The organism is Limibacillus halophilus (assembly GCF_014191775.1).
GTDB lineage: Bacteria > Pseudomonadota > Alphaproteobacteria > Kiloniellales > CECT-8803 > Limibacillus > Limibacillus halophilus.
Map to the genome: position 1 here is coordinate 127,261 of NZ_JACHXA010000010.1, position 23,552 is coordinate 150,812.

The following is a 23,552-nucleotide window of genomic DNA, read 5'->3' on the forward strand; positions in this document are numbered from 1 at the left end:
GATCATGCACAACCTTCGGATCGCAGTATTACAACCCGATGCGGCTTACGATGCGCCGGCCCGAAAGTTGGAACGCCTCGAATCGGCAATCGAGCAGGCTGCTCAAACAGAAACGCAACTACTGCTTTGTCCGGAACTCTATCTGTGCGGCTATAATGCGGGCGCGGCGATACGCGACCGCGCGGAGCCCAGCGACGGCCCCTTTTTTCGAGGCGTCCAAGAGCTAACCCGGCGCTGGGGCGTCGCGGTCGCCTACGGGTATCCCGAAGCTGCCGGAGATAGGCTCTACAATGCAGTCGCCTTGGTCGATGCCGAGGGCAATCTGCTTGCCAATCACCGCAAGCTTGCCCTCCCGAGCGCTTATGAAAAGCTCTATTTCGACAGCCACCACGGCTTGACGCTTTGCACTTTCGCGGGTTGGCGTGTGGCTATGTTGATCTGTTACGACGTTGAGTTTCCCGAAACCGCGCGCGCCGCAGCGCTGGCCGGCGCAGAGCTTATCCTGGCGCCCACCGCACTTGCAGAGGAATGGTCGGTGGTCGCCGAGAAAGTCATACCGGCCCGCGCCTTCGAGAACGGCATCTATCTGGCCTATGCCAACTTCGCGGGCATAGAGAAAGATCTTCGCTACTTTGGAGGCAGCCGGATTGTCGGGCCCGACGGGTTGGAGCTCGCAACCGCGAAACATAGCCCTGCTCTCATTTTCGCCGACTTGGAAAGGGATGCCGTCGAAAGGGCCCGCAAGCGTCTGGCATATCTTACCGATCAGGCAAACCTTCAACTCTAGAACGCTGCCAATCCGTTGGACGCATAGCTCCCAAAGTGGGAAGCAACAACGCGGCCGTTCCTTGACAAATCAGATAACATGTGTAGATACATTTTCTATAAAAGAGGACGAGCGAATGACCAAGGAAGAAGTGACGGTGGCGGTGGTCGAGCAGGAATGCGCCGTGTTGCGGACCCGTATGGCCGCCCGTAAGGTGACCCGCACCTACGATGAGGCCCTACGGCCTCTGGGCCTAAAGGTCACGCAGTTTACGCTGTTGGTCGCGATCAAACACGGCATCCCTGATTCGATATCCGAACTCGCCGAATCGCTTGCCATGGAACGCACGACGCTGACACGCAATCTGCAACTGCTTGAGAAGCAGGGGCTGGCGACCATTGGGCCTGAAGGCTATCGCCGGGCCCGTAGCATGCAATTGACACCGTTGGGTGAGGAGAAACTGGCCGCCGCCCTGCCTGTTTGGCGACAAGCCCAGGATCAACTTGTACGCAAATTGGGCAAGGGCCGCTGGATCGAGGCAAAGGCACTGTTGTCGGAGATTATCTCAACCGCATAAGCCAGTTCTGCTGTAAGCCTACATGTGTAGTTACATCTCGATATGTGTAGATACAAGTGAGGAACGATCGAATGACCCGGATAAGCACCCTGCAAAAAACATTCTGGCATATCACTGGGTTCCGGTGGCCGATCCTTGTTTTCAGCTTCCTGGCGATCGCTGCCGCGGGCGCGTTCGTTCCCAAGATCGTCAAGGATACCGGGGCCGATGCTTTCATTGACCCACAGAACCCGGCGCTAATCTATCGAAACAAAGTCAAGGAAACCTTCGGCTTGCGCGATCCTATCGTGCTGGCTGTGGTCAACCGTGGAGAAACCGGGGTTTTCAACCCCACCAGTCTTGAACTGGTGGCATGGCTCACCGAGAAAATAGAAGGCACCGCGAATGTCGATCCCGAAAGGGTGTTTAGCATCGCGACTGAGAGTAACATCGTCGGCACCGACGACGGGATGCTGGTCGAGGATTTTTTCGAGGAAGATGCGGAAGGATTCGCCGCTCCTCTTGGAACACAAGCGCGCGCCGATGAGATTCGTGCGGCCATTGACGATTTCCCGTTGTATCGGGGAAACCTTGTCGCCCGAGATGGCACGGCCACGCTCATTGTCGTGGAATTGGTCGATGAGGAGCAGGCCCAGGAAACCTATGATGTCATCCTTAACCTTCTTGATGACGCTCCTCTCGGTGGTTTAGATCAGGTCTATGTAGCAGGCGAAGGAGCCGTCGCGGGCTACTTGGCGACCTACATAGACCGTGACGCGCAGCGCCTGAATCCACTCGCCGGCCTAATCATCACTCTTGTCCTCGTGGTGACCTTCCTGAGCGTGAGAGGCGCGCTGCTGCCAAACATTATCGTACTGGCGACGGCGGCCTTTACATTCGGCACGATGGCCGCCTTCGGCGTGCGCTTCTATGTGATCACCAACGCCTTGATCGTTAATCTGATTGGCATCGCCGTTGCAGATTCGATCCACATCCTGAGCCAGTACTACGAGGAACAGCGGGCGCAGCCGACAGCACCCAAACGCGAGATCGTCACCCGAGCCATGGCGGCAATGTGGCGCCCGGTGACCCTGACGACCTTGACGACCATTGCGGGATTCCTCGCCCTGGCGGCGGCATCGGACATGCCGCCCATGCGCGCCTTCGGTCTATTCGGTGCGTTGGGTGTCGCGGTGGCCTGGGTCTATTCGATGACGTTTCTTCCGGCCGCGCTGACGCTCTGGCCCAGCCAGCGCATAAGCCGGCCCTTCCGCCCAAAATCAGCCCAACGGCAGGGCGATTTCGCCAGCCGTCTCATGTTGGCCTTCGGTCGCTTGGTCCTGGCTAATCCGAAAAGAGTTGTCGCACTCGGCGTTGTAGTCGCCGTCGCTGGCGCCCTGGGGGCAGCACGGGTCATTGTTGAAGACCAGCAGATCGAAAACTTCCATCCCTCGGAACCAATCTATCAGGCGGACAAGGCCATCAACCGGTCGATGGACGGCACCTATTACCTTGATATCGTCGTTGAAACACCCAATCCGGAGGGCCTGCATCGTCCCGAAAATCTAAGGAAAATTGAGCAGCTGCAACGATTCCTGGAAACCCTGCCACAGGTCGGCGGCACGACATCACTGGTCGATTACATCAAGCAGATGAATCGGGCGGTGAACGAAAACCGCAAAGAATTCTATGTGGTGCCGGACGATCCCCTCCTCATTTCCCAACTCTTCCTACTTTATTCCGCCTCCGCCGATCCCACCGACTTCGAGGAGGAAGTGGATTCCAACTATCAGAACGCCCTTGTCCGCGCGAATGTGAGCACCGGCGTCCACTCGAGCAACCGCTTGCTGGTAAACGCGGTTGAGGCATACCTAACCGACTCGTTCAATTCACCCGGCATTGTCGGCACGGTGACAGGGCGCATCAACGTCAATTACCACTGGATCAAGAACATCGCCGACAACCACGCCAGCAGCGTCCTCCTGGCGCTGCTGGCGGTGACCGCCATGGCAGCCATCGTGTTCCGATCTCTCGTAGCCGCGGCAATTTGCATATTGCCGATAGGCCTTGCGGTCCTGATCGTCTATGCCGTGATGGGTTTCGGCGGCGTCTGGTTGGGTGTAGGCACATCCATGTTCGCCTCTATCGCCATTGGCCTTGGCATCGACTTCGCCATTCACTCGCTGGACCGTTTGAAAACCCTTGTGCAGGCGGAGGGGTTGACCGATCAGACGTTGCTGAAGCTATACCCGGAAACGGGCCGCGCGCTATTCTACAACTTTGCCGCAGTCGCCCTCGGGTTTGCCATTCTGATCACAAGTGACGTACCACCCCTGGTGCGCTTCGGCTCTCTCGTCGCAGTTGCGGTTTCGACAGCCTTCCTGGCCTCGATGACTCTGCTTCCCGCAATCGTAAAGCTTGCCAGGCCGTCGTTCCTCGGAAGGCAACCGACCTCGAGCGACCAGGCGGCCTGGGTACGCAGTAAGATCGCGCGCACTGGATTGCTGCTTCTGGTCGGCAGCCTCGCCAGCGTGCTCGCACTTCATGCCGCCGCCGAGGAACTGCCCGACGGAACGAAAGTCATGGAGCAGGTCGTCGCTCGAAACGAAGGCCCTTGGGTCACGCGTGACCTGAGAATGGAACTCACGGATCGCTCCGGCACGACGCGTGTGCAGGAGACCAAAGCCTTCCGAAAGTACTACGGGGCCGAAAAGCGGACGGTCATTTTCTACGTCAACCCAACCAACATCAAAGGAACGGCCTTTCTGACCTACGACTACCCTGACGCGGAGGTGGACGACGATCAGTGGCTTTACCTGCCAGCGCTCAGAAAGGTTCGGCGCATATCCGCTTCCAATCGCGGTGACTACTTCCTGGGCACCGACTTCACATACGAGGAGATCAAGAAGGAAAATAAGCTGGAACTCTCCGACTACGCCTTCAAAAGCGTTGGCTGGGAGGATGTCGCAGGCAGCCCGACCATTGTTGTCGAAGGATTGCCTGTCGATGAAGACGTGGCAAAAGAGCTGGGCTACAGCCGCGTGCTCTGGAGGGTGGATCCGACGATCTGGATGTCACGCAAGACGGAGTTTTGGGATACCAACGGCAATCATCTGAAAACGATCACCTTGCCGCAGGTCGAACAGATTGATGGCATTTGGACAGCCTTGAGAATACAGGCCGTGAATCATAAGACCGGCCATCGCACGAACTTCGCTTTCTCCAACGTCGACTACAGTTCCCCCGTTGCCGACCAACGATTTGAGCAAAGCCTGCTCAAGAGAGGGTTCTAGCAACATGCCGGGATTGCAGGCATCCGCTCCGTATCCTCGGCACGTTCTCTTGCTCGTAGTCTGCGTTATGACGACCGTTTCGGCCACAACCCTGCTAGCCCAGGAGACCGGCGTGAAACAGATCGAGCTACGCGGGCTTTTTGAGAGCGCCGCCGCCGTGGAACTTAGCGACGGGAAGTTGCAGAAGTGGGACTTTATCTTGAAACCCGAGCTAACAGTCGACTTCAACGATAATCTTCGCCTGACCGCGCTGGGTCACCTGCGGTTCGACCCGATCGACAAACTCGAACCAGGCCGACCAACGTCGCTCAACGACAATCGCTCGCCTCTGTCGCGCCGTTACTTCACGGGCGATTACGACGACTTGGAGCTTCGGGAGCTATATCTCGACACCAGTATCGGAAACAGCTTGCTCCGGGTTGGAAAGCAGCAAACGGTCTGGGGGCAAGCCGATGGTTTGCGCGTCCTCGACATCGTCAATCCTTTTGACTTTCGAGAGTTCATCCTGCCGGATTTCGAAGACCGGCGCATACCGTTGTGGACCCTGAGTATCGAAGCGCCTGTTGGTCCTATCGCGAGTCAGTTTATCTGGATTCCCGACCAAACGTACGACCAACCGCCCCAAGCAAACGGGACATTCGCCTTCACCTCGCCGCTGGTCGTTCCAGCAGCACCACCGGGTGTTCCGGTAACTGTTGAACCGCCAAACCGACCAAACCGCACAGTCGCCGATTCGGATATCGGAGGTCGGGTGTCCGCGTTCCTGGGCGGATGGGACCTGACCCTCAATTATCTTTACCACCATCACGACCAAGCGGTCCTCTATCAGACGCGAGACGCTGGAGGTATCACGATCACACCGCGATACGAACGAACCCATCTGGTCGGCGGAACATTTGCCAATGCCTTTGGTGATTTCACATTGCGGGGCGAACTCGGCTATTCAACCGACAGATTCTTCCTGTCGAATGATCCGGATGACAGCGACGGAATCGCCCGGTCCGGGGAACTGGGATATGTCGCTGCCCTCGATTACAGCGTGGACGCCGATTTACTCATCAGTACTCAGTTCTTTCAAAGCTTACTGACGGAATATGATACGGGATTCCTTCGAGACCGCGTTGAAAGTCAAGCAACATTACGCTTGGACCAGCAGTTTCTGAACGATCGCGGCCGCGCCAGCTTGTTGATTATTCAAAGCCTCAATGATGGCGACGGCGTCTTACAGGCAGACCTAAACTACGAATGGCGCTCTGATGTGATTCTCAAGTTAGGCGCGGACCTCTTTTATGGCGACCGTTCCGGCCTGTTCGGTCAATTTCAAGACGCCACCCGCTTGACGTTCGGGGTCGAGTTAGGCTTCTGACGCCAACCAAGGCCTACCGAGATCGGTGGTCCGGTGCTAGAATCCAAAGGGTGCGCGGTAGGCGGCGCAACTAATCGTAAGTATTTGGAATCAGGGCTGAGGCAAGGATGCAATCCAGGATACAACGGCTGATAAAAGTATCCTGGATTTGCCTGCTTACTATTGCCATCGCCCCACCGCTGGCCGCACAGACCAGCTATGAACAACTGGTGCTGGAACAATGCAGACAAGCCTTGGATCGGAACGAGGCACAACTCGCCGTGGTGTTCTGCGAATCAGCCGTTCGCAAAGCGCCTCAATCCGCAGAGGCAATGCGCGCGCTGGCCGAGGCTTACATGGCCGCCGGACAACCTGATCGGGCTGCAACGGCTAACCAGATCGCTGACCAACTGTCCGCGAAAGCACCCAAAGCCGCGCCCCCGGTGGCAACGACCGCGCCCGCAAAGCAAACACCAAACAACGAGGCTGCGAGCACTAACGGCCCCTCGCCTGCTCCTGTCCCCAACACGCAGTCGGCGCGTTCCGGCTACTGGTTTCAGCTAGGTGCCTATCGCGATCAAAATGTCGCCCAGGCAGAGGGTAAACGCCTAGCCGAGACATTTCCGGGCCTGTTTGGTGATCTGGAGATTATCATCGACACCAGGGATATCGAAGGTCGTGGCGTCTTCCATCGACTTCGTGCCGGGCCTTTCATGAGTGCGGCCTTGGCGGGCGAACGCTGCGATACGCTTCGGGCACAGGGGGTCGACTGCTTCGTCGCCCCCTAGACGAACGGGGCAGCGCTGCTCTCACTCAGGTCGGCGACCAACTCACCAGCCGCTAACAGCCTTTACCTCAAGGAAGTCTTCGAGCCCCCAAACGCCGCCTTCACGTCCATTGCCCGACGCCTTCATACCGCCAAAGGGGCTTCCCGCGCCGCGTGGCTGACCGTTCATCTCGACCATGCCCGAGCGCAAACGTCTGGCGACCCGCTGCCGCGTTTCGCTGTTCTGGCTCTGCACGTAGTTGGTCAGGCCATAGGTCGTGTCGTTGGCGATGGCAATCGCCTCCTCCTCGGTCTCGAACGGCAGGATCGACAGCACCGGGCCAAAGATTTCCTCACGAGCAATGGTCATATCGTTGGACACATCGGCGAACACCGTTGGACGGACGAAGTAACCGCGGTTGAAACCTTCCGGTCGACCGGGCCCTCCGGCTACGAGCCGCGCCCCTTCGTCGATGCCCTTCTGAATCAGGCCTTGAATCTTGTCGAATTGCATCTGGCTGACCACAGGGCCCATGTGCCGACCTTGCTCATTGGACGGACCGACAGGCATGGCGTCGGCAACGGCACGCGCGATCTCCACCGCTTGGTCGTAGTGATCACGCTGGACGAGCATGCGGGTCGGCGCATTGCAGGATTGACCGCTGTTATTGAAGCAATGCAGCGCCCCGCGCTTGACCGCTTTCTCGTCGGCATCGGGGAAGACTATATTCGCGCCCTTGCCACCTAGTTCCAGATGTACACGCTTGAGCGTATCGGCTGCATTCTTGGATATTGCCGTGCCGGCGCGCGCCGACCCGGTGAAGGATATCATGTCGACGTCCGGGTGGGTCGAGAGCTGGGTGCCAACGCCCGGACCGTCGCCGTTCACGAGGTTGAATACACCCGCTGGAGCGCCCGCCTGCGCCACGATCTCGGCAAAAAGCAATGACGACAACGGCGCGATTTCGGAAGGCTTCAAGACCATCGTGCAGCCCGTCAACAGCGCAGGAATGACCTTTAGCGTGACTTGGTTCATTGGCCAGTTCCAGGGAGTGATCAAGCCGCACACGCCAATCGGCTCATAAAGGATGCGATCATTGGGGGCATGGTCGCCCAGCATCCGCTCAAACGAAAAGGTCTTAGCGGCACGCAGGAAGTTCTTTATGTGCCAGCTTCCCGCCGGCGCCTGTTGGGTTCGCGCAAGTTCAATCGGCGCCCCCATCTCCAAACTTATGGCCTGTGCCATCTCTTCGGTTCGCGCATTATAGAGTTCAAGAATCCGCTCGACCAAGGCCAAGCGCTCTTCCCTCGCGGTCATGGACCAGCTCGCAAAGGCGCGCCGGGCGGCGGCCACTGCCGCGTCCGTATCCGACTGTCCGCCCAACGAGATCACCGCGCAGGGTTCCTCATTCGAGGGGTTGATGACCTCCAAATCGTGGGGCCTGGCGGGAGCAACCCACCTTCCATCAATGAAGAACTCGCGCTTGCTAATCATACCTGCATCCTTCGCTTCCTGATACTTGCGCCCTCGACGCTATCCACGCCGCCAGCTTAGAGGCCTAATCCCGGAGCCGCTTTGTATCAGCCGAAGAATCGGGAGAACACTAGAATCTGCAGCCTTTGTTACCGAGCGATCAGTCCCACTGGTAACCAGAGGGCAGGAAGAGCTACAGGCCGAGATTGCACTTTTCCGGACTCTTGTAGAATCTTGAACATCAAAGAGGTGCCGACAAATGGCATTGGTCCTTCACGACGAAGCCATCACTTCCCAGACGGCCGGAAAGTTACCGGAACGCCCGAACGCCAAGCATTGGACGACTTACAGCGGGTACAAATTCTTTCGCCAACCCATTCGCTGTTAAATTCTGTACGACACCTCAGGCATTTTCGGTTTCTCCGCTCGCTGCGAAGAGGCGTTTTGTCAAACGCCAGATTCTGCTGGGATTTCATCATCTTGTGCTCCCGTAAACTTACAAGCCACCGCCTGCACCCCACCAACCAATATCGAACGTCAACAGCCCGCCGAGAAAGACAGCCGTTTCCGCATTCACCTCACCCACGAAACAGGGGGTCTTAGAAGAATGCGGAAACAAAAAAGTTGTCTGGGCTGCCCGTTATGATTTGGAAACCGGGGCGGGCTCAGCCGAGGCGCCCGCGTCCGAAGCCTTAGCCGACTGTTCGGTCTTTGATGCGGCCTTGGATTGACCATCTGCCTGCGGTTTCTTCGTGTGATCTTGCGCCATTGAGAAGTTCTTGAATGACATGTGAAAAATCTCCTGTTAAACACAAGCATGATATCTTGCTAAATACTTATATGGTGGTTATTTTTATTTTTTCAATGAGCGTTATTTATTAATGAGCAGATTGTTAATGTAAATAAATAGTTTGTATTTAGTCTGTTTTTATTAATAGCGCGTCGACGTTCGCCGTCCGGAATCGTGAAATGACTTGCAGTATTTAGCTGGAGATAGGGTAACGCGGCATGCCGCCGCAGGCATTTTCTCAATCCCACACAACCCGGAAAGTTCAACAGGAGCCGGACTTTCTCGACGCTGCCCCCATTGCCAGACGATCACGCTTCTACGGCCAATTCAGTGATGTCATAAGTCCAAACACGGAATGATTTCATGACATGCGGGCCGAACGAGTTGATCAGGGGGATGTCGGCAGCATCGCGCCCACGCGCCACGACGATCCTGCCGATGCGCGGCACATTGTTGCGAGGGTCGAAGACCATCCAGCGTCCGTCTAGAAACACTTCAATCCACGCACTGAAGTCCGCCGGGTCAACTATGGGAACGCCGATATCGCCGAGGTATCCATTCACATATCGCGCAGGAATGTTCATGCATCTACAGAGCGCGATCGCCAGGTGTGCATAATCTCGGCATACACCAACCCGCTCTTGATAAGCGTCGAGGGCGGTTCTTGTAGCGCGCGCGTTTTGGTATCCAAACGCGATATGCTGATGCACGAAATCACAAATCGCCTGAACACGAGCCCACCCCGGGCTGACGTTTTGAAACAAATCCCAAGCGATTTGGCTAAGTCTATCGGTTTCGCAATAGCGACTGCCCATCAAATAGAGCAGGCATCCGTCAGGCAGATCTGCAACCGGTATTTCCTTCGCCTCTGACCGGATCGGGTCACAGATACCGTCATCTTCTATCGTGCCATCGCTCCAGATCGAAAAATCGCCTGCCGGCGCCAGGAATCGGCGACAAATATTTCCAAACAGATCTCGGTAAGTGCGAGTCTGAACGTGCGGATTGGTGACGACCACTTCAGGTGACCGAATGTCCTTGGCGCGATCATCATGCACAGCCATCAGGCAGACCATCGGGGTGGCCTGCTGGCAATTAACCGTGATGTCGTATCCGTACCGGATGAGCATAGTGTATTCCGCACCGCAATTTCATGCGTCGCGCCTTTCTTGTGTACCCCAAATGCATCACCGCTTCGCTAGCGAAAAACACGAACTGGAAGGACAAGCCCGCCTTTGCTACCGCGGCAGTTTCAAAGCAGTTTTCTTTACAGTCTGATCAGACGCCCAACATTAGTCCAACAAAAAATCCCGGAATTATTTTAAAAAATCATATTATTTATATTTGTATCGTCATCACTTTTTTCTATTACATTATTTCTACAAATAATTTAATCACAAATATTATGATAAAACTGGTTGTTTTTTACATTTTTACTACCATATCAAGACCTCAATGCTTTTCAATTATTGTACATCATAAGGAATAGAAAAATGGACATGCCTGAATGGCTTAAGCCAGGTTTAGTAGGCGCCGCCGCGGGCGCCACTGCGCTCGCCATCGTTGGATTTTCCTGGGGCGGTTGGTTGACTGAAGGTTCCGCCAACAAAATGGCCTCGGACATGGCACAAGCAGAAGTCGTCACCGCCTTGGTGCCGGTTTGCGTTCAACTGTCCAAGATGGACCCCCTCGCGAGCCAAACTTTCTTGAAGCTCAAGGAAGCCAGTAGCTATCAGCGTCGGGGCATCTTGATGGAGGCAGGTTGGGCCACCATGCCGGGCTCGAGTGAAGCCAACCGATACGTTGCGACGGCTTGTCTGGAAAAGCTTTCCGACGAGTTCTGAGTTTGTATCAGCGGCGTTCAACCTGACCCTGCAGCGGCATAAAGCGCTTTCAAACTAAGCGGGGAGCTATCTTAGGTGTGAGCGGTAAGAGACACTAGAGCGGCCCGGAGCCTTGCCGGTTGATCCCAGCTTGAGGACCGGGCCGCATTTCCCTAACCAAGCAAGAAATCCCGGGGCAAGACCTCCAGGCCGCAATAAGCCCGCCAGATGATCAGTTTGGTGGGCTTTGTTTGTTGCCGGCCCTGAATCGACTCTCGACCTAACGCCAGTCCTTGAGCGGCCAGGAACCGGGCCGGTTCCTGGCCTAGCGGACCGCAGCACAATTGGCGCTACGTTGCTTGCATACACCCCCAAAAATAAGTTTTTTGGTTTTTGATATACGTCAAAGCGCCCTTCCAATAACCGACGCAATCTGCACAGCGAGCCACAAAGGCTCATCCCGCTTATGTGGCTCGGCAGGAGGCTGCGCAGTGTCAGACGTTCACACAAAAAGATCTACTGGACCGGAGGTCACCGCGCTCGGCATGAGCACCTTTGCCTTTGCGGTCTGCTTTGCAGTTTGGACGCTCTTTTCCATCATCGGCGTGCGTATCAAACAAGACCTCGGACTTTCCGAGACAGAGTTTGGGCTGCTGGTTGCCACCCCGATACTCACAGGGTCCTTGAGCCGCATTTTCCTTGGCATCTGGACGGACCAGTATGGCGGGCGGCTTGTCTTTGTCTTGGTCATGGTCTGTTCGGCCGCCGCCGCCTGGCTGCTGTCATCGGTCGAAACCTATCCAATGTTCCTGCTGGCGGCGTTGGGTGTGGGATTGGCTGGCGGGGCCTTCGCCGTAGGCGTTGCCTACGTCACCAAATGGTACCCTCAAGAAAAGCAAGGGACCGCGCTGGGTATATTCGGTGTCGGCAACGTGGGCGCGGCGATCACCAATTTCGGCGCGCCATTTCTGTTGGTGGCTTTCGGCTGGGAGACGACGGCGCAGGTCTATTCCGTAGCGCTCTTGGTTGCCGCCGCGCTTTTCTACTTCTTCACCAAGGAGGACCCCGTCACGGCGGCGCGGCGCGCCAGGCATGAGCGGCCACAGAGCACCCTCCTGGCGCTGGAGCCTTTGAAAAACCTGCAGGTCTGGCGCTTCGCGCTTTATTACTTCTTCGTTTTCGGGGCTTTTGTAGCGCTGGCGTTATGGCTTCCGCGTTATTTGGTCGGTGTTTATGACCTGGATATCAAGACGGCGGGTATCCTGGCAGCCTTCTACTCGGTGCCGGCCAGCCTTTTTCGCGCTTACGGCGGGCACCTTTCCGACAGGTACGGCGCGCGCAAGGTCATGTACTGGACCTTTGGCATATCGATTCTCTGCACCTTCATGCTGTCCTATCCGAAGACGGACTACACCATCCACGGCATCGAAGGGCCGATCAGCTTTTCCACCGAGATGGGACTGATCCCCTTCGTCATCACGATTTTCGTCCTCGGTTTCTTTATGTCCCTGGGCAAGGCCGCCGTCTACAAGCACATTCCGGTCTACTATCCCAAACACGTCGGTTCGGTGGGGGGACTCGTCGGCATGATCGGCGGTCTTGGCGGCTTCGTGCTGCCCATAACCTTCGGCGTGGTCAATGACCTCACGGGCATCTGGACGAGCTGTTTCATGCTGCTCTTCGCGGTCGCCGCAGTGTCCTTGCTGTGGATGCACTTCGCAGTTCGCCGGATGGAACGGGCAGCCCTTGAGCAAGAGCTTGGTTCGCTCCCAGAGCTTCCCGAAATGCAACCCATACACAAACCGGAGCACGCTAAAGGACCAAGCGCACTCATCGAGGACTGGCGGCCTGACGACGCGGCATTCTGGGAAAGCACCGGACGGCGCATCGCTCAACGGAATCTATGGATTTCCATACCCTGCCTCCTGCTGTCGTTTGCGATCTGGATGGTCTGGAGCGTCGTCGTCGCGAAACTGCCCGCCGTCGGTTTCACCTACACCACGGACCAGCTGTTCTGGCTGGCGGCACTACCGGGTGTTTCCGGCGCCACGCTGCGGATTTTCTACTCCTTCATGGTGCCGATTTTTGGCGGCAGGCTCTGGACCACACTCACCACCGCCTCGCTCCTGATCCCGGCATTCGGTATCGGCTACGCCGTGCGCAACCCGGATACGCCCTATCTGATTTTCCTGATTCTGGCTCTGCTTTGCGGCTTCGGCGGCGGAAACTTCGCCTCCTCCATGGCGAACATCAGTTTCTTCTTCCCGAAAAGCCAGAAAGGCAACGCGCTGGCTTTGAACGCCGGGCTCGGGAACGCCGGTGTCAGTGTCATGCAGTTTCTCGTGCCCATCGTCATCACGGCCGGCGTGTTCGGCGTTATCGGCGGCGAGCCGCAGATGACCAGCGATGCCGAAAGGCTTTGGCTGCAAAACGCCGGCTTCATCTGGGTGCCTTTCCTGATCGTCGCCACCGTCGCTGCGTGGTTGGGCATGAACGATATCGCCTCGGCCATGGCGTCCTTCAAAGAGCAATCCGTGATCTTTTCGCGCAGGCATAACTGGATCATGTGCTGGCTCTACACTGGAACCTTCGGTTCATTCATCGGTTATTCAGCGGGATTTCCCTTGCTGGCCAGGACGCAGTTTCCGGAAGTTGATTCCCTGCAGTACGTGTTCCTCGGCCCCCTGATCGGCGCTCTTTCACGGGCCGCAACCGGCTGGATCGCGGACCGTTTCGGCGGTGCGCGGGTCACGCTTTGGGTTTTCCTGCTGATGATCGCCGCGGTAGCAGGCGTGCTCTACTTCTTGGGCATCAAGGATCAACCAGGCGCGTTCTGGGGGTTCTTCGCGATGTTCATGGTGCTCTTCCTGGCAACCGGCATCGGCAATGCTTCCACCTTCCAGATGATCCCTGTCATCATGAGGAGCGAGATGGGCCGCCTGATGCCAAGCCTGTCGACCCAGGAGCGCATCCGGCAGGCGGAGAAGGAGTCTGCCGCGATCATAGGCTTCACCTCGGCTATCGCCGCCTACGGCGCATTCTTCATCCCCAAGGCTTACGGCAGCTCAATCGCCCTTACGGGCGGACCATCCCTCGCGCTTTGGGGTTTCATGGCCTTTTACGTCACTTGCGTGGTCATCACCTGGTTCGTTTACACGCGCCGTGGCGGGCTGCTGCACGACATCGAGCGAAACGGGGCCACCGCCGATACTTCCCCTTCCCCGACTACACGATAGGAATTTCACGATGAGCCATCTGCTGGACAGACTGCAGTTCTTCAAAGCCAACGGCAACGAAGCCTTCTCGAACGGACACGGCACCAGGACCTCGGAAGACCGTGGGTGGGAAGACAGCTACCGCAAGCGCTGGCAGCACGACAAGATCGTGCGGTCGACCCACGGTGTTAACTGCACCGGTTCCTGCTCGTGGAAGATTTACGTCAAGGGCGGGATCGTCACCTGGGAAACCCAGCAAACCGACTATCCCCGTACAAGACCGGACCTGCCCAATCACGAGCCGCGCGGATGCTCGCGCGGCGCCAGCTACAGTTGGTATCTTTACTCCGGTAACAGGGTGAAGTACCCGCTGATTCGCTCGCGCCTCCTCAAGGCCTGGCGCGCCGCCAGGAACACCATGGCGCCGGTGGCGGCCTGGGCGTCGTTGGTCGAAGACCCTATCACCCGCGAATCCTATGTGAAGCAGCGCGGTCTTGGCGGCTTCGTCCGCGCGGGCTGGCCGGAAGTCAACGAGATTATCGCCGCTTCGAACGCCTACACCGTGAACACCTACGGGCCCGACCGCGTGATAGGTTTTTCTCCGATACCCGCGATGTCGATGGTTTCCTACGCCGCCGGTTCCCGGTATCTGTCCCTGCTAGGCGGCGTGTGCATGTCTTTTTACGACTGGTACTGCGATCTACCGCCCGCATCGCCGCAAACTTGGGGCGAACAGACCGACGTCCCGGAATCGGCAGATTGGTACAATTCCGGGTTCCTCATCCTTTGGGGCTCCAACGTACCCCAGACACGTACACCCGACGCGCACTTCTACACCGAAGCGCGCTACAAGGGCGCAAAGTCGGTCGTTGTCTCTCCCGATTACAGCGAGGCCGCGAAGTTCTCGGACCTATGGCTCCATCCAACGGCAGGGACCGATGCCGCCTTGGCCATGGCTATGGGACACGTCATCCTGCGTGAATTCCATCTCGACCGACAAGCCGAGTATTTCGAGAACTACTGCCGTCAGTACACCGACATGCCGATGCTCGTTCGGCTCGTCGAAAAGAACGGCGCTTACGTTCCTGAACGCTTTCTGCGCGCTTCGGATTTCCCGGACAACCTGGGCGAGGTGGAGAACCAGGAGTGGAAGACCGTCGCCTTCGATAAGGTATCCGGTGAAATCGTGGTGCCGCGCGGTGCCGTCGGCCATCGCTGGAGCGGTGAGGGCAAGTGGAATCTGGAGCAAAAAGACGGCCAGGATCGTGATGTAGAATTGGAAACGACCTTCATCCTGGACGATAGCCGCGACACAATCGCCACGGTCGCGTTCCCCTATTTCGGGGGCCGGGACCACGATCACTTCGAAGGCAGCGACCATCCGGAAGTCCTGCACAGAAACGTGCCTGTAAAGAAGGTAGAAACCAAGGACGGGCGCGTGCTTGCGGCAACCGTTTTCGATCTCTTCGTCGCCAACTACGGACTGGATCGTGGCCTGGGTGGTGAAAACACAGCGACGAACTATGCCCAGAACGAGCCTTATACGCCGGCCTGGGCGGAACGAATCACGGGCGTTCCGGCGGATCAAATCATAACGGTGGCGAGAGAGTTCGCGACCAACGCCGAAAAGACCCGAGGCAAGTCCATGATCATCCTGGGTGCCGGTTTGAACCACTGGTACCACATGGACATGAACTACCGCGGCATCATCAACATGCTCGTGATGTGTGGTTGCGTGGGGCAATCCGGCGGCGGCTGGTCACACTATGTCGGACAGGAAAAACTGCGTCCGCAAACGGGTTGGCTGCCACTGGCCTTCGCTCTCGATTGGAACCGCCCGCCACGACAGATGAACTCGACATCCTTTTTCTATGCACATAGCGACCAGTGGCGTTACGAGACCCTGGGCGTGAAGGAGATTCTCTCACCACTTGCGCCGGAAGGGCCATGGGACGGCGCGCTGATCGACTACAACATCCGAGCCGAGCGCATGGGCTGGCTGCCCTCCGCGCCACAACTCCGCACGAATCCGCTGGACATCGGCCGATCGGCCAAGAGCAGCGGTGTGCCGGCAAAAGAACTGGTTGTCCAGGGCCTCAAGGACGGCACCCTCAAGATGTCCTGCGAGGACCCGGATCATCCGGCGAATTGGCCGCGCAATCTATTCGTTTGGCGATCAAACCTTTTGGGATCCTCCGGAAAGGGGCACGAGTATTTCCTGAAACACCTTATCGGCACCACCCACGGGGTCCAGGGCAAGGATCTTGGCGAGAGCGGTGTTGAAAAGCCTCAAGAAGCGGTGTGGCACGAGGAAGCGCCCGAAGGAAAGCTCGACCTTCTGGTCACATTGGATTTCCGCATGTCCACGACCTGCATGTACTCCGACATCGTGCTGCCGACGGCCACCTGGTACGAAAAGAACGATCTCAACACCTCTGACATGCATCCCTTCATTCACCCCCTCACGGCCGCGGCCGACCCCGCCTGGGAAGCCCGCAGCGACTGGGAAATCTATAAAGGCATCGCCAAGGCCTTCTCCGAGGTTGCGCCGGAGGTCCTGGGTGTCGAAGACGATGTGGTTCTGGTGCCGATCCAGCACGATACCCCCGCCGAAATGGCCCAACCGTTTGATGTTCAAGATTGGGCAAGCGGTGAGACCGATCCGATTCCAGGCAAAACGATGCCGCAGATCGCGACGGTGACACGCGATTATCCGAACCTTTACAAGCAGTTCACCGCTGTTGGGCCCTTGATGGAAAAGATTGGTAACGGCGGTAAGGGCATCGCTTGGGATACCAAGCATGAGATCGGCAATCTTCGCAGTCTCAACGGCACCGTGACCGAGGAAGGTGTATCCAAGGGCTTGCCGCGGATAGAAACCGATATCGATGCGGCGGAAGTCATTCTGATGCTGGCCCCGGAAACCAATGGTGAAGTCGCTGTCAAAGCCTGGGAAGCCCTCTCCAAGACCACAGGTAGGGAACACGCTCACCTGGCGATCCCGAAGGAAGATGAGAAAATTCGCTTCCGCGACGTGGTGGCGCAACCCCGCAAGATCATCTCGTCGCCAACCTGGTCTGGTTTGGAATCAGAAAAGGTCTGCTACAACGCTGGCTACACCAATGTCCACGAACTGATCCCTTGGCGGACCCTAACCGGACGCCAGCAACTCTACCAGGATCACCTCTGGATGCGCGCCTTCGGGGAGGGTTTTTGCGTCTATCGGCCGCCGATCGACACAAAGTCGGTCAAGCCGATCATCGACAGCAAGCTAAACGGCAATCCGCAGGTAGTCCTCAATTTCATAACGCCGCACCAGAAATGGGGCATCCATTCCACCTACACGGACAACTTGCTGATGCTGACCCTGTCCCGAGGAGGACCGATCGTTTGGCTATCGGAAATCGACGCAAAACGCGCCGACATCGTCGATAACGACTGGGTCGAGGCCTACAACGCCAACGGCGCCTTGGTCGCCAGAGCGGTGGTGTCTCAGCGGATCAAGGAGGGCACGCTCTTCATGTATCACGCACAGGAGAAGATCGTGAACGTGCCGGGCTCCGAGATCACCGGGAATCGCGGCGGCATCCACAATTCCGTCACCCGAGCTGTGCTCAAGCCGACACACATGATCGGCGGCTATGCCCAGCTTTCCTATGGCTTCAACTATTACGGCACCGTCGGTTCCAATCGGGATGAGTTCGTCATCGTCAGAAAAATGAACAAAGTCGATTGGCTGGACTCACCGGCTGGCGGCGCTCAGGAGGTCCAAAAATGAAAATCCGCGCACAGATCGGCATGGTGCTGAACCTCGACAAGTGCATCGGGTGCCATACCTGTTCGGTTACCTGCAAGAACGTTTGGACCAGCCGCGAAGGCGTAGAATACGCCTGGTTCAACAACGTCGAGACGAAGCCCGGCATCGGGTATCCCAAGGATTGGGAAAACCAGAAACGCTGGAATGGTGGATGGGAACGTGGCCGCAACGGCAAGATTCGCCCGAAGATGGGCGCCAAATGGCGTGTTCTAGCCAAAATCTTCGCCAATCCCGACCTGCCGGAAATCGACGACTACTACGAACCTTTCACTTTCGATTACGAGCATCTCCAGAAAGCACCGGAGAGCAAGGCGACACCGACGGCGCGTCCACGCTCCCTCTTATCCGGCGAGCGCATGGAGAAGATTGAGTGGGGTCCGAACTGGGAGGAGATTCTGGGCGGCGAGTTCAGCAAGCGTTCCGAGGACGCGAACTTCGAGGGGATCGAGAAGGAGATCTACGGCGAGTTTGAAAACACCTTCATGATGTACCTGCCCCGGCTTTGTGAGCATTGCCTCAATCCAACCTGTGTAGCGGCCTGCCCGTCGGGCGCAATCTACAAACGCGAGGAAGACGGTATTGTCCTGATCGATCAGGAAAAATGCCGGGGCTGGCGGATGTGCGTCTCCGGCTGTCCCTATAAGAAAATCTATTACAATTGGTCGAGCGGCAAATCGGAGAAGTGCATCTTCTGCTACCCGCGAATCGAGGTCGGGCAACCCACGGTCTGCTCGGAGACCTGTGTTGGACGCATCCGCTATCTGGGCGTCCTGCTCTATGACGCCGACCGGATCGAGGAAGCCGCATCGGCGGAGGACCCCCAGGACCTTTACGAGACTCAGCTTGCCATATTCCTCGACCCCAACGACCCCGAAATACAAGCCAGGGCCCGCGCCGATGGCGTTCCCGATGCCTGGCTAGAAGCGGCCAAACGCTCACCCGTTTACAAGATGGCCATGGACTGGAAGGTCGCCTTTCCGCTGCATCCGGAGTACCGAACGCTGCCGATGGTCTGGTACGTGCCACCCCTGTCACCCATCCAGGCGGCGGCGGAAGGCGGCAAGATCGGCCTGGATGGAGAAATGCCGGACGTGCGCAACCTGCGCATTCCCGTCCGCTATCTCTCCAATCTTTTGACTGCCGGAAAGGACGAGCCGGTCATCCTGGCGCTGGAGCGCATGCTGGCGATGCGGGCCTACATGCGCGCCAAAACCATCGACGGCGTGATCGATACCGCCGTTGCCAACCGGGTCGGCCTGACGCCCGGGCAGATCGATGAAATGTACGAGATCATGGCCATTGCCAACTATGAGGACCGCTTCGTTATACCGACCAGCCATCGTGAGGTGAGTGAAGACGCTTACGACTTGCGCGGCGGTTGCGGGTTCTCCTTTGGCAACGGCTGCTCGGGTGGGTCTTCGGACGCCGATCTCTTTTCCCCGAAACGCAAAAAGAGCGTTTCGACGCCGACGGAGGTGTTCTGATGACCAGGACCTATAAGGTGCTATCGCTTCTGCTCTCCTACCCCACGGCGGAGATTCTGTCCGCACTCGCGGATATGCGTTCGGTGGTAGAGCAGGAAAATCTGCTGCCTGCGAAGGGACGGCAACTTCTCCATCGCTTCATGGATGACCTCGCCGAACGCGACCTTTGGGACTCGCAGGAGCGCTACGTCTTTCTGTTCGATCAGACCCGCTCGCTCTCGCTCCATCTTTTCGAACACGTCCATGGCGAAAGCCGGGATCGCGGTCAGGCGATGGTCGATCTCCTCAAGGTCTACGAAGATCGCGGATTGGCGATGGGGACAAAAGAACTACCGGACCACCTGCCCTTGTTCCTGGAGTTTCTGTCGACCCTTCCCGCGACAGAAGCGCAGGACTTTCTGGCCCAGCCACTGCAGATCATCGCCGCGCTTGGCCAGCGGCTGAAACGGCGCGACAGCGTCTATGCCGACCTGTTCGACGCGATCCGGGCGCTAGCCGCCGCAAAACTTGACCCGACGGTCGTCGAGGCCCTGTTGACCCTGGAGGAAGATGACCCAAACGACTTCGAAGCCCTGGATCGGATATGGGAAGAGGAGGCCGTGCGCTTTGGCGGCGGCAGCGGCAAACAGGCTTGTCCGGCCGAACGCATCGGCGATCGCCTTCGGGCGGCGACGCGTGAGGAAGCGGCGGTCACCACGATGCGCGGCACAGGAACCGGAGGGTCGGTCGATGCATGAGTATCTGAATACCTTGGTTTTCGGTATCTACCCCTACATCGCCCTGTCGGTTCTGGCCGTCGGCTCGATCGTGAGATATGAGCGAGAACCCTACACTTGGCGTTCCGGCTCCAGCCAGTTATTGCGGCGAAAGCAATTGATCTGGGGCTCCGTACTGTTTCATGTCGGCGTCCTGATCGTGTTCTTTGGGCACTTGGTTGGTCTCCTCACGCCGATTCAGATATTCGATGCGCTGGGCATATCGCACGGCGCGAAACAGATCTTGGCGATTGTCGTAGGCGGCGTTGCAGGACTCATGGCCCTGGCGGGCGCATCGCTCCTTCTGCACCGCCGGCTGTTCGACCCCCGTATTCGCCGAACGTCGAGCTTTGGCGATATCGCGATCCTGGCACTGCTATACCTACAGCTCCTGCTGGGCCTGCTTACCATCCCCATCTCGATGCAACATCTGGATGGTGGAGAAATGGTGCGCTTCATGACCTGGGCGCAGGGAATCTTTACCTTCCGCACGGGGGCAGCCGACGCCATCCTTACTGTGCATCCGATCTTCAAGCTGCATCTCTTCCTGGGCCTGACGATCTTCCTGGTATTTCCCTTTACGCGTCTGGTCCACATGCTGAGTGCCCCGCTCCGCTATCTATGGCGCCCCGGCTACCAAGTCGTGCGTGGGAGAAATGCCGCAGGCCAATCCGGAAACACAAAGCACCTAGTGGAAAGGCTCCAGCGATGAGTGAGACATCCATAAAAGCGCCACAGCCGATGACGCCGGAAGAGCAAGCCATGCCGGCGATTACGGTCAACGGCGTGGTGATCGACCCGGCGGCGATCCGTCGCGAGGCCGCCAACCATCCCGCACCGGACGCCAAGCTGGCCCTGGAGGCCGCCGCTCGAGCGCTGGTGGTTCGCGAACTCTTGATTAAAGAAGCGCAGCGCCTGGGTGTGGAAGCAAGCCCCGAGCGAGACGAAAAGGGGCGCATCGAAACAACGGAGGACAGCCAGGTAACCGCGTTGCTGGAGCAAGAGATATCAACGCCGGAGATCGAGGAAAGCCATCTGCAGCGTTACTTTGAGAACAATCAGGCGAAGTTCCGTTCCGAGGACCTCTATGAAGCCAGCCACATACTGCTTCCGGCCCGCCCTGCCGAACAGGATGCCTATAACGCAGCCGTCGGACAGGCCGAGATTTTGATTGCCGAACTGCAGGCCCGCCCCGAGCGCTTCGCCGATCTGGCCCGCGAGTTCTCCGCCTGCCCATCGGCGGCGACCGGCGGTAGCCTTGGGCAGATCACGAAGGGACAAACCGTTCCTGAGTTTGAAACCTTCCTCTTCAACCTGGAGGAGGGTCAGCTCTGTCCCGTTCCCGTCCGAACGAACTTCGGCGCCCACGTCGTGTTGCTGGAGCGCAAGATTCCCGGCCGCCAGATGCCTTTCGAGATGGTCCGGGAACAGATTGCCGAATATTTGCAGATCGCGTCTTGGACCCAGGCGGTCGGGCAGTACATCAGCCTGCTCGCCGCCGAAGCGAAGATCGAGGGCATTGACCTGCAAGAGGGGCGAAACACACGGGCTTTCCGATAGGAAGGGAGTCCGCGAGGTTGTGTGCTATCACGCGCTCCTCACCCGGCGCTGTCAGGCTTTCCTCTATTCATGCGATCAAAGCTTGGAAGCGGGAAGCATCAACATTGCCGCCGGTTATAAAGGTTGCGACGATCCGTCCGCGAATGTCGATTCGGCCGCTAAGCACCGCGGCCAGCCCGACGACAGTACCGGGTTCAGCTACGAGCTTGAAGTGATCGACGGCCAAAACACGCGTGCCCGGAGCCGCCTCGGCCATAACGATTGCCGTTGAGGCGGTCAGACCGCCGCCTTTTGCTCCAATTGTCCCGGGAGTTAGCCGCGCAGCCGATGGTGCGAGCGCCCGTCGGATTTGCCCTCGTGTTTAGTTCACCATAGTTGCAGACCCAAAGAGTCTGGACCAGCCCCGTGACGAAGTCGCGTCAGCCTAAACGAGGGCGGGGTTTCTCCGAGAGCGGAGGATGGCACCGCCCAGAAACCACCAGATCCTAGACCAGAGTCCACCGGTGGCGGTATCGACGCAGTGCCCCTTCAGGAATCCACCCCCTCGCCTCACGCGAACTGCGCGACACCGTGGCCGAACGACCAGTTCTCCTTTGCCGAGCCGGTCAGCACGATGAAGAGGTCTTCCGGCCGGATGCCGGGGCTCTCGCCAAGCAGCTCGGCAATTCGCTTGTAAAGCGCTTTCTTCTGCTCCGGGGTACGCGTGTCGAAGACGGTGATCGCGATGTAGACGAGATCGTCGCTGCGGGTGACACCGAAAGCGTTGCCATAGCGGAAGTTGGCCGCATCATGCTCCGTCATGGTCATGAATTGGTCGCCTTCCGGCACGCCAAGCGTTTCGCGAAAGGCCTTGTAGAGGTTGTCGAGGATCGCCTGCCGGTCGGCCTCCGGCTTTCCGGCGCGCAATGAGATCTGACAGAACGGCATGGGATGTGTCCTTTCCAGTTTCACTTGCGTTTAGATAGCTTTCGACTGATTATTTTGAAATGCTATTTCTTGTGATATCAATGATAATGTCTGATTATGACTGAACGTCCCCTCGACCTGGACGCGGTCCGGACCTTCGTGCACATCGCCGAGCTCGGCAGCTTCACGCGCACCGCCGAGACCATGATGACGACGCAGGCTGCGGTCAGCCTGAAACTGAAGCGGTTGGAAGAGAGGCTCGGCTGCCGGCTCATCGAACGGACGCCGCGGCACGTCGAGCTGTCGGCGCAGGGCGCTACCTTCCTCCAGCACGCCCGAGAGCTCCTGGAGGCTCACGACCGCGCCTTCGCCGCTTTCGCCGCCGCCCGGCAACGCCTGACCATCGGTATCAGCGATCACGTCGCGGGACCGGAACTGCCCGAGCTGATTGCACGCATGAACCTACAGGACTCCCAGCTGCTGATCGAGATCCGGATTGGATCTTCGAGCGACCTGTTGCAGGCTTTCGACCGGCGTGAGCTGGACGCGGTGATCGCGCGCCTGCACGCTGGGCGGAGCGACGGGGAGGTTATCGCCGAGGAGAAAATCGGCTGGTTTGCAGCGCCGAATTGGCAACCCCGAGCGGACGAACCGCTGCCGCTTGCCACCATGCCGCCGCCTTGCGGGGTTCGCAACATGGCGTGCGAGCACCTCGATACGGCCGGCGTGGCCTGGATGGAGGTCTTTGTCGGCGGCGGCGTCGCCGCTGTGTCGGCAGCCGTCATGGCCGGACTTGGTATTGCCGCAATGGCGCGGCGCATGCTGCCGTCCGACGCGGTCGAGGTCGGGCAGAAGCTGGGCCTTCCGGATCTACCGCGCCTGCCGATCCTGCTGCATGCGAGGGATAGGAATGACCGATCCCGCGCTGCGCTTGCCGCCCTCTCCGCTGCCTTCAGGAACGTAGCGCGGGACTAGCACCTGTACGGCAGGGATGGCGGCCTC

General features: G+C 58.1%; 18 protein-coding genes. 13 read left to right on the forward strand and 5 right to left on the reverse strand.

Annotated elements, in window-relative coordinates; translation table 11 throughout:
* Positions 1-4: 4 nt before the first annotated feature.
* From FHR98_RS15360 to FHR98_RS15380, 5 genes are all read left to right on the forward strand, one after another.
* On the forward strand, positions 5-787 hold the full coding sequence (locus FHR98_RS15360; RefSeq protein WP_183417612.1) for a carbon-nitrogen hydrolase family protein: 783 nt from the start codon (positions 5-7) through the stop codon (positions 785-787).
* Between the two features lie 115 nt (positions 788-902).
* A complete protein-coding gene (locus tag FHR98_RS15365) occupies positions 903-1,343 on the forward strand; it encodes a MarR family winged helix-turn-helix transcriptional regulator (RefSeq protein WP_183417613.1) in 441 nt (146 codons plus the stop codon).
* A 71-nt stretch (positions 1,344-1,414) separates the two neighbouring features.
* On the forward strand, positions 1,415-4,615 hold the full coding sequence (locus FHR98_RS15370) for an outer membrane lipoprotein-sorting protein (protein ID WP_183417614.1): 3,201 nt from the start codon (positions 1,415-1,417) through the stop codon (positions 4,613-4,615).
* Positions 4,616-4,727: 112 nt separating this feature from the next.
* The gene (locus tag FHR98_RS15375; RefSeq protein WP_183417615.1) at positions 4,728-5,981 is read left to right on the forward strand and encodes a DUF1302 family protein; all 1,254 of its coding nucleotides are present in this window, start codon (positions 4,728-4,730) and stop codon (positions 5,979-5,981) included.
* Between the two features lie 107 nt (positions 5,982-6,088).
* Positions 6,089-6,748 carry an SPOR domain-containing protein gene (locus FHR98_RS15380; protein ID WP_183417616.1) on the forward strand — a complete coding sequence of 220 codons (660 nt, stop codon included), beginning with the start codon at positions 6,089-6,091 and terminating at the stop codon, positions 6,746-6,748.
* Between the two features lie 42 nt (positions 6,749-6,790).
* Here the strand turns inward: FHR98_RS15380 and FHR98_RS15385 are convergent, their stop codons facing one another.
* From FHR98_RS15385 to FHR98_RS15395, 3 genes are all read right to left on the reverse strand, one after another.
* A complete protein-coding gene (locus FHR98_RS15385) occupies positions 6,791-8,221 on the reverse strand; it encodes an aldehyde dehydrogenase family protein (protein WP_183417617.1) in 1,431 nt (476 codons plus the stop codon).
* Positions 8,222-8,840: 619 nt separating this feature from the next.
* Positions 8,841-8,990 carry a hypothetical protein gene (locus tag FHR98_RS15390; protein WP_183417618.1) on the reverse strand — a complete coding sequence of 50 codons (150 nt, stop codon included), beginning with the start codon at positions 8,988-8,990 and terminating at the stop codon, positions 8,841-8,843.
* Between the two features lie 308 nt (positions 8,991-9,298).
* Complete coding sequence (locus tag FHR98_RS15395; protein WP_183417619.1) at positions 9,299-10,120, reverse strand: transglutaminase-like domain-containing protein; 822 nt, start codon at positions 10,118-10,120, stop codon at positions 9,299-9,301.
* Positions 10,121-10,483: 363 nt separating this feature from the next.
* Here FHR98_RS15395 and FHR98_RS15400 point away from each other — a divergent pair, with 363 nt between their 5' ends.
* From FHR98_RS15400 to FHR98_RS15430, 7 genes are all read left to right on the forward strand, one after another.
* The gene (locus tag FHR98_RS15400; protein ID WP_183417620.1) at positions 10,484-10,834 is read left to right on the forward strand and encodes a hypothetical protein; all 351 of its coding nucleotides are present in this window, start codon (positions 10,484-10,486) and stop codon (positions 10,832-10,834) included.
* Between the two features lie 524 nt (positions 10,835-11,358).
* Positions 11,359-14,049: a nitrate/nitrite transporter gene (locus FHR98_RS15405; RefSeq protein ID WP_183417621.1), complete on the forward strand. Its 2,691-nt coding sequence runs from the start codon at positions 11,359-11,361 to the stop codon at positions 14,047-14,049.
* Positions 14,050-14,059: 10 nt separating this feature from the next.
* Positions 14,060-17,806: a nitrate reductase subunit alpha gene (locus tag FHR98_RS15410; protein WP_183417622.1), complete on the forward strand. Its 3,747-nt coding sequence runs from the start codon at positions 14,060-14,062 to the stop codon at positions 17,804-17,806.
* Complete coding sequence (gene narH, locus FHR98_RS15415) at positions 17,803-19,329, forward strand: nitrate reductase subunit beta (RefSeq protein WP_183417623.1); 1,527 nt, start codon at positions 17,803-17,805, stop codon at positions 19,327-19,329. The genes FHR98_RS15410 and narH overlap by 4 nt, the downstream gene beginning before the upstream one ends.
* Positions 19,329-20,066: a nitrate reductase molybdenum cofactor assembly chaperone gene (gene narJ, locus FHR98_RS15420; RefSeq protein WP_183417624.1), complete on the forward strand. Its 738-nt coding sequence runs from the start codon at positions 19,329-19,331 to the stop codon at positions 20,064-20,066. Before narH ends, narJ begins: the two co-directional genes overlap by 1 nt.
* Positions 20,059-20,796, forward strand: coding sequence for a respiratory nitrate reductase subunit gamma (gene narI / locus FHR98_RS15425; protein WP_183417625.1), 738 nt, complete (start codon positions 20,059-20,061; stop codon positions 20,794-20,796). Before narJ ends, narI begins: the two co-directional genes overlap by 8 nt.
* Complete coding sequence (locus FHR98_RS15430; RefSeq protein ID WP_183417626.1) at positions 20,793-21,644, forward strand: peptidylprolyl isomerase; 852 nt, start codon at positions 20,793-20,795, stop codon at positions 21,642-21,644. The genes narI and FHR98_RS15430 overlap by 4 nt, the downstream gene beginning before the upstream one ends.
* A gap of 67 nt (positions 21,645-21,711) precedes the next feature.
* Here the strand turns inward: FHR98_RS15430 and FHR98_RS15435 are convergent, their stop codons facing one another.
* The gene (locus tag FHR98_RS15435) at positions 21,712-21,900 is read right to left on the reverse strand and encodes a hypothetical protein (protein ID WP_183417627.1); all 189 of its coding nucleotides are present in this window, start codon (positions 21,898-21,900) and stop codon (positions 21,712-21,714) included.
* Positions 21,901-22,193: 293 nt separating this feature from the next.
* Entirely contained in the window at positions 22,194-22,571 is a 378-nt protein-coding gene (locus tag FHR98_RS15440; RefSeq protein ID WP_183417628.1) for a tautomerase family protein, read from the reverse strand.
* Between the two features lie 96 nt (positions 22,572-22,667).
* On the opposite strand from FHR98_RS15440, the gene FHR98_RS15445 reads away from it, so the two are divergent.
* Positions 22,668-23,525, forward strand: coding sequence for a LysR family transcriptional regulator (locus FHR98_RS15445; RefSeq protein WP_183417629.1), 858 nt, complete (start codon positions 22,668-22,670; stop codon positions 23,523-23,525).
* Positions 23,526-23,552 lie beyond the last annotated feature (27 nt).

Excerpts from the sequence above, each read along its gene's own strand:
- FHR98_RS15360 (WP_183417612.1), top strand. The coding sequence starts at position 5 with ATGCACAACCTTCGGATCGCAGTATTACAACCCGATGCGGCTTACGAT.
- FHR98_RS15365 (WP_183417613.1), top strand. The coding sequence starts at position 903 with ATGACCAAGGAAGAAGTGACGGTGGCGGTGGTCGAGCAGGAATGCGCC.
- FHR98_RS15370 (WP_183417614.1), top strand. The coding sequence starts at position 1,415 with ATGACCCGGATAAGCACCCTGCAAAAAACATTCTGGCATATCACTGGG.
- FHR98_RS15380 (WP_183417616.1), top strand. The coding sequence starts at position 6,089 with ATGCAATCCAGGATACAACGGCTGATAAAAGTATCCTGGATTTGCCTG.
- FHR98_RS15385 (WP_183417617.1), bottom strand. The coding sequence starts at position 8,221 with ATGATTAGCAAGCGCGAGTTCTTCATTGATGGAAGGTGGGTTGCTCCC.
- FHR98_RS15390 (WP_183417618.1), bottom strand. The coding sequence starts at position 8,990 with ATGTCATTCAAGAACTTCTCAATGGCGCAAGATCACACGAAGAAACCG.
- FHR98_RS15395 (WP_183417619.1), bottom strand. The coding sequence starts at position 10,120 with ATGCTCATCCGGTACGGATACGACATCACGGTTAATTGCCAGCAGGCC.
- FHR98_RS15400 (WP_183417620.1), top strand. The coding sequence starts at position 10,484 with ATGGACATGCCTGAATGGCTTAAGCCAGGTTTAGTAGGCGCCGCCGCG.
- FHR98_RS15405 (WP_183417621.1), top strand. The coding sequence starts at position 11,359 with ATGAGCACCTTTGCCTTTGCGGTCTGCTTTGCAGTTTGGACGCTCTTT.
- FHR98_RS15410 (WP_183417622.1), top strand. The coding sequence starts at position 14,060 with ATGAGCCATCTGCTGGACAGACTGCAGTTCTTCAAAGCCAACGGCAAC.
- narH (WP_183417623.1), top strand. The coding sequence starts at position 17,803 with ATGAAAATCCGCGCACAGATCGGCATGGTGCTGAACCTCGACAAGTGC.
- narJ (WP_183417624.1), top strand. The coding sequence starts at position 19,329 with ATGACCAGGACCTATAAGGTGCTATCGCTTCTGCTCTCCTACCCCACG.
- narI (WP_183417625.1), top strand. The coding sequence starts at position 20,059 with ATGCATGAGTATCTGAATACCTTGGTTTTCGGTATCTACCCCTACATC.
- FHR98_RS15430 (WP_183417626.1), top strand. The coding sequence starts at position 20,793 with ATGAGTGAGACATCCATAAAAGCGCCACAGCCGATGACGCCGGAAGAG.
- FHR98_RS15435 (WP_183417627.1), bottom strand. The coding sequence starts at position 21,900 with ATGGCCGAGGCGGCTCCGGGCACGCGTGTTTTGGCCGTCGATCACTTC.
- FHR98_RS15440 (WP_183417628.1), bottom strand. The coding sequence starts at position 22,571 with ATGCCGTTCTGTCAGATCTCATTGCGCGCCGGAAAGCCGGAGGCCGAC.
- FHR98_RS15445 (WP_183417629.1), top strand. The coding sequence starts at position 22,668 with ATGACTGAACGTCCCCTCGACCTGGACGCGGTCCGGACCTTCGTGCAC.